This window comes from Bradyrhizobium denitrificans, from assembly GCF_013179005.1.
Lineage (GTDB): Bacteria > Pseudomonadota > Alphaproteobacteria > Rhizobiales > Xanthobacteraceae > Bradyrhizobium > Bradyrhizobium denitrificans.
This window is the reverse complement of record NZ_JABFDP010000069.1, coordinates 1-5,975: the sequence shown is the minus strand read 5'-3', so window position 1 is coordinate 5,975 and position 5,975 is coordinate 1. Positions and strand designations below refer to the sequence as shown.

The 5,975-nt window shown below is 57.6% G+C and carries 5 protein-coding genes and 1 pseudogene; 4 read left to right on the top strand and 2 right to left on the bottom strand.

Annotated elements, in window-relative coordinates; all coding sequences use genetic code 11:
* Positions 1-321 (bottom strand): annotated as a pseudogene (locus tag HL671_RS37660) (IS630 family transposase); the annotation flags it as partial.
* Between the two features lie 1,123 nt (positions 322-1,444).
* Between HL671_RS37660 and HL671_RS37655 the strand changes: the two are divergent.
* The 4 genes from HL671_RS37655 to HL671_RS37640 are packed head-to-tail and all read left to right on the top strand — an operon-like array spanning position 1,445 to position 3,806.
* On the top strand, positions 1,445-2,509 hold the full coding sequence (locus HL671_RS37655) for a hypothetical protein (RefSeq protein ID WP_172244202.1): 1,065 nt from the start codon (positions 1,445-1,447) through the stop codon (positions 2,507-2,509).
* Between the two features lie 22 nt (positions 2,510-2,531).
* Positions 2,532-3,047 carry a TlpA family protein disulfide reductase gene (locus HL671_RS37650; protein ID WP_246706078.1) on the top strand — a complete coding sequence of 172 codons (516 nt, stop codon included), beginning with the start codon at positions 2,532-2,534 and terminating at the stop codon, positions 3,045-3,047.
* Positions 3,048-3,077: 30 nt separating this feature from the next.
* Complete coding sequence (locus tag HL671_RS39055) at positions 3,078-3,593, top strand: MORN repeat-containing protein (protein ID WP_172244199.1); 516 nt, start codon at positions 3,078-3,080, stop codon at positions 3,591-3,593.
* A 39-nt stretch (positions 3,594-3,632) separates the two neighbouring features.
* The gene (locus HL671_RS37640) at positions 3,633-3,806 is read left to right on the top strand and encodes a hypothetical protein (protein ID WP_210264279.1); all 174 of its coding nucleotides are present in this window, start codon (positions 3,633-3,635) and stop codon (positions 3,804-3,806) included.
* Positions 3,807-4,452: 646 nt separating this feature from the next.
* Here the strand turns inward: HL671_RS37640 and HL671_RS37635 are convergent.
* Positions 4,453-5,754 carry an integrase family protein gene (locus tag HL671_RS37635; protein WP_210264278.1) on the bottom strand — a complete coding sequence of 434 codons (1,302 nt, stop codon included), beginning with the start codon at positions 5,752-5,754 and terminating at the stop codon, positions 4,453-4,455.
* Between the last annotated feature and the right edge of the window lie 221 nt (positions 5,755-5,975).

The following is a 5,975-nucleotide window of genomic DNA, read 5'->3' as shown; positions in this document are numbered from 1 at the left end:
TAATCGTAGCGCTCGATCTGTCCAGGCTTTGCCGGGATCGGTGGTCGGACCTCGCCGATGAGCTCGACCGGACTCTCATCGAAGCAGACCACAGGTTGACGCGGATCGGATGGCTCGGCGTACAGATCGAGCACATCCTCCATGCGCGACATATTCCGCGTCGACCTTTGGAACGCACCACATGCGCCTGCGCCAGGGCTTGAGATCGTTCTCGGCCAGGCGCCGCCGCACCGTCTTGCGCGACAGGCTCTCGTGGGACGTCAACCTGACCATCTCGTGGGCCAGAAGCTCCAGCCTCCAACGCGCCCGGCCCGCCGGAGGGCTCGAAGGGGGGCTTGCCTGGCGTCTCGAACAGCTGTTGACGGCCCACGACGAGGTGCCCCATCCGTGCGTCGACCACGTCACATCCTGCCGAACCTGTTGCCCGTAAGCGTAGGCGCCGCTGTGGTGGTCACCATCGCCATAGTCTCGACGTCTGAAGAAGTGATGCACTCAATGAGTGTGGTTGAGGCTCGCCACAAGCCTCTTCGGCTCCGGCCGATGTTGCGCAATAGCCGACCCGAGACATCCGATGACACTTTGAACCTCTGAGGTGCTTCTGTTTTGAGCGCATTTCCCGGACGGAGTTGGACCCCTGCGACGCAGCAGGGACTTTGAATGCCCACTTGGATTGGGTGACGCTTGCGCAGACGCAGGATTTGTACGTCCGCCATGTATGCGGCTTTTTTGCATCGGTTGCGGCAAAATGAGCGTCTTTAGGAAAGGCAATCTCGACACTTGCCGCAACCGGTGTTCTGCTCCGCCGCAAGTGGTGGGCTGATGCGGCAACGGCTGCTAAAATTTCTTCCGGTTTTCTTGGTCGCGCTGGCGGTGCAGGTTCTCGCGCCGATCAGTGCCGCATTCGCTATTGCGGTTGCTGCATCTGATCCGGCGTGGTCGGCCGATATCTGCCACCACGATTCAGATTTTCCTCCCTCACAAGGCAGTGATGGCAATAGCGGATGCGACGGCGGCTGTCCTCTCTGCTATGCGGCTGCCCAAGCAGATGCTTGGCTCAATCTACCGCAGCTGACTTCGGTTGCATTGCCGCAAGGCGTCCGCACGAGTGTCGACTGGTCCGAGCAAGTGCCCGGTGGGGTAGCCTCACGTCCCGGCTCGAACAGGCAGGCGCGCGCACCACCGCAGACGGCCTGAGCCGTCCTCGTCTTCCGCTATTCCTTTCTTTATTGGCGACCCAGCGGATAGCGGATCTCACCATACAGACCATGCGGCTCGGTGTGAACTACCGATTCTGAGCATGACGGTTCTGAGCGCGACCATGACCTAATCAGCAGGAGCCGCGGCCGCAACCCAGGATGTCGGCCCGCTTCTTCCCAAAATCTCATCACAGCAGCGTGCGTTTCGTTCTGACATTGCGCGCTCCCCAGATCTCATTGGAGACGACATGTTTCTCAACCTTTGGAACCTCAGCTCCCGGTATGTGCGACAAGCGGTTAGTCTAGTCACACCTCTCGTCGTGGCCTTCGGCTTCCTTGCCGTGCTGACGTCGACACCGGCGAATGCCTGTGCTTGCGGCTGCAGCGTCTTTGACGTTGGCGGCGGCCTGTTGCCCCAGGAAGACGACCATGGTGGCAGGATTTTTACCGAGTGGTGGCATTCCGATCAAAACAAGAACTGGATTGGCGGATCAAAAGGACCGGCCGGCGCCAATGCGGATAAGCAGGTTCGGACTGATTGGTTCACGGTCGGGCTGCAATACATGTTCAATCGCGACTGGGGAGTTACCGTGCGCATTCCCTATGTCAATCGAGCCTTCACCACGGATACCAACTTTCCGAATGATCCATCGACCCCGCAGACCTTCAATTCACGGTCGTTCGGCGATGTCGAAGTCATGGGGATGTACACGGGCTTCTCGAAAGATCTGTCGACCGGGATCATCTTCGGATTGAAGCTGCCGACTGGTACGTTTACCGCAACCGGATTGGATCGCGATACCCAGATCGGCTCCGGCAGCACCGACCTGATCCTGGGAGCCTTCCATCGCGGAATGATCACAGGCGACAACGCCTGGCAATATTTTTCGCAGATCAGGTGGCAACAGCCGTTTCTCTATCAGTCGGCCTATAACCCCGATTCCGGACTCAATGAGCTCTACAAGCCTGGCTATCAGGTCGATGGTGCAGCTGGCGTCGTCTACAACAATCTCTATAACGTGCTCGGCTTTGATAAGATCGAGCCGTTGGTGCAACTCATCGCCTCCCACCGGCAACGCGATAGCGGCGCGGCCTCCGACCCGCTCAATACGGGATTCGACCGCCTCATGATCTCGCCGGGCATCGAGTTCACAAAGGTTCTCGATGAGGAGCACAAGCGGGTCTTCAAGTTCTATGTCGACGTCGAAATTCCGATCTATTACCGGACCAACGCGGCGATCAACGACAATGGTAGCCAGGGGCAGCTCATCGCACCTTACATGCTCAAGACTGTGGCGAGCTACAATTTCTAGTCTGGATCGATCGGAGGAGAGGATGCCAACCATAACGCAGGGCAAACGTATTGGCATGGAGCACCTTCTTGTCGCCGGCCTCATAGTGGTGGCGACGTGGGCTTCGGCCTGCGCCGCGCCCGCGATCGATCAGGCAGCCCCGCCTCTCATCGTGTCCGAGTTCGGTGGCGAGACGTTCGATCTCAGTAAAATGCACGGGAAAGTCGTACTGATCAACTACTGGGCCACATGGTGCGCGCCCTGCCGAAGGGAAATGCCCATTCTCAATGCCTTCTATCGTCGCTATCACGAACAAGGACTGGAGCTGATCGGCATCAGCGCCGACCGGCCGGAAGACTTCGGCAAGATGCGCAAGATCAGTGAGACGTTGGCATACCCGACGTCCACGCTGGAGCGCATTTCACGAGACGGCTTTGGGCCGCCGGACGGTTTTCCGCTGACATATGTGATAGATCGCGAGGGCGTATTGAGAGACAAGTTTATTGATGTCCGCGAACAGCTGTTGCGGGACGTTGTCCTACCAATGCTTCAGCATTGAGAGGCGCGAACGAAAGCCAGGAGTTGCATAGTGACACGGGTGGCCGTTGGCGTGCTGATGGGGGTCTGGCTGAGCTGCTCAGTCGCCGCAGCACAGTCGAATTCGACGGGGGCCTTCGTAGCCGACCCCGGCTCTGACTGCAAAGTTTGGAATCCTCATCCGCTCGCCGGCGAAACCGCGAGCTGGTCGGGCAACTGTGTCAATGGACTGGCAGAAGGCGCCGGGACGCTGCGGTGGCTCCGTAGCGGAAAGACGTTTGAGAAAGACGACGGAGATTGGAAACAGGGGCGACAAATGGGCCGGGGCACCCAGGAGTGGAATACTGGACGCTACGAGGGCAACCTCGTTAGCGGCGAGCCCGACGGCTATGGTATCATGACCTTGCAAGCGGCCCGGTACGAGGGCCAGTTCCGCAACGGCAGACCAAATGGTGGGGGAACGCTCATCACGCTTCAGGACGTAGTGAAGGGAAACTGGGTTGATGGCTGCCTGACCAATAGTGGCCGTAAGTTTGCTTTTGCCGTGCCGTCTTCAGCCTGTCGCTAGAAGCCAAAGGGTAAGACGATTAGCAGAGAGGAGAATTCAATGAGGCTTGTAGTGGCCTTCACATTCAGCATGGTGCTGTCGACGTTGATTGTTGGCGCGATCCCTGCTTATGCGGCTCAGATCGGAGAAAAAGCAAAGGTCTGCCGGATGGAGCAGCAATGCCGCTGGGAGAATTTCAAGAAGATCTGCGTGTACGTCAAAGTGTGTCGCTGACGCGATCTAGCATTGGGGCGATCAGGCCAGGACGACTTTAAAGCAAGCATTTGTGGTCTCTGCCGAGGGCAAGTGTGGATCGGCGTGGGGTCCGGACGCCGCTTGGCGTCCCAAGTGCTTGATTGACTTCGCATGTGCGGGGTCAGTGTTCGGCTCTGACGCATATTCGATGATCATGTTTGTTTTTATGGCGCGCCAATCAGCGTGGCCTGAAGGAGATCGAGCTTAGCGCGCCCGTACATCTGCCGTTTGACTAGTCGACTGTCAGCAATCATTCTCTGGGCAATGACCGGCTTACGCCGCCAACCGAGGAATCGTGCGCTCCACCAGTCGCAAGAATCGGGTGTTGCGTGTCCAGCACTTGAACCTATCCAGCGGTCCAGACTGGCGTCGGCTCCTGGCAGGCCACAAAGCTGCTTCCCAGCGAGTTGGACTGCCCGCCAGTAACACAACAGGGCTTCCGCGATAGCGGGTTTCGCGATGTGGCGAACCTCTACAGCCGTGCTAGGTACTCACGCCACCATCTTAAGGACAAACAGCGGTTCGTCGTGTCGGTGGTTGCGTATGATTCCCTCCCTAGGCACCAACGCTTCCACTGATAGGTGCCCTCGGAGTGCGCCGCACAAGCACGAGCCCCAGCTTGCTGCTATGCAGCCATCGACATGGTCTCAGATTGATCTCGTGTCTCAGTTCGACCCGCAGTCTCCTCGACGTTCGCGCTTCCAAGCCACCGGACAATTGAAGGATCTCGCTCCGTCAAGACACTATGAGCAATCAATTCCGAAATTCTTTGCTGCTGTTGGCGCAAGTGATCCCTTAGCAAACGGTCGCGCGTAATGTACCCGGCGTTCACACCGGGGAGCGAATGGTTCATCAACAGATGAATGTCGAGTTCTGAAACCCCTACCGCTTGGGCGAGCGTGCGATAGCTCTGCCGCAGATCGTTGCCCCATTTGGAGAGGACCTTTCGCTCTTCCTTGTGTTCCACGAGATGTCCTGGTTCGCTGTCGGCTGGAAACAACCACGATTTCCCTTGCTCGGGATACATGATCCGGCCCCACTTGATTGCGCGGATGATGCAGCGGATCATCGGCCGCGATAGCGGGATGTCGAATGCCTTCTCCTCTCCACCTTTGGGCTTAGGGATATGGATGAGCCGTCCTCGTAGATCGATGTGCCCGATGCGGACTTTTTTAAGCGCTGTTGGTCGTGATCCACTGAGAAGTGTCAAAAGGTGAAATTCCCGCCTTACCGGGTTGTCCAGTGCGTAAAGCTCCTTAAGCCAAGCGCTGATGTCGTGTGGTCCCATCCCCGTGTTGCGTCGATGCTCCGTGTTCCAATCGATCGCAGAGACGGGGTTCGCGGCAGGGAGATCGGTATTACTTTTCCGTGCGTGGTTGTAGACTGCCCGCAGACTGCGCATAGCCCCATTGGCAATATAGGGGCCATTTTCCTTCGTAATCTTGTCGTGGCGTTCAACAGCAAGATTCGGCTGTCGGCCAAGCCGAGCAAGCGGAATATCGAGCCAGTCCTTGAACAGCCGCTCCATGTGATCTCGATAATTTCCAATGGTCCCTGAGTCTCGACCCTTACGTTTCATATGCACATCCCGATAGCGCTCCCAAGCCTGCCGAAGCGTTATCGAGCCTGGCTTGATCGTCGGAGCCTCACCAGGACGTTGGCCCTTGGCTATCGACCCGAGTGCTTCCTTGGCTTTGCCTCGCGCTTGGCGTGTGGTCATCTCGCCAAAATCGCCGAGCTTTACCTGGGCTGAGAATTCACGAACGCCATCACGCCAGAACTCACCTTGCGCCATGAAAGTCTTCCGGCGCTTGCCCACGAGCACGAAAAATCCCGGTAGCTCGCTATCGCGCACCTTGTATTGCTTCTCTTCCGGGCACAGACGCGCAATGCTTTTGTCGGTGAGAATTTCGCGCTGATCAGCCATGGTTGCCTTCACCATTTTTAGTCTGGGTTTAGTCTGGGGAAGTCCTTGATGAGAATTATCGAGGTCGCGTTACGCCAGGCTACGCCGTGGCGCGAAAAATCGCGATTGATCAGTAGCTTATTGGGAGGGCGAGAGTATGGCGACGTGTCAACGAGTGCTGCCGAGAAACCCCGAATTCATACTACGAATCTGAGGGTCGGACGTTCGAATCGTTCCGGGCG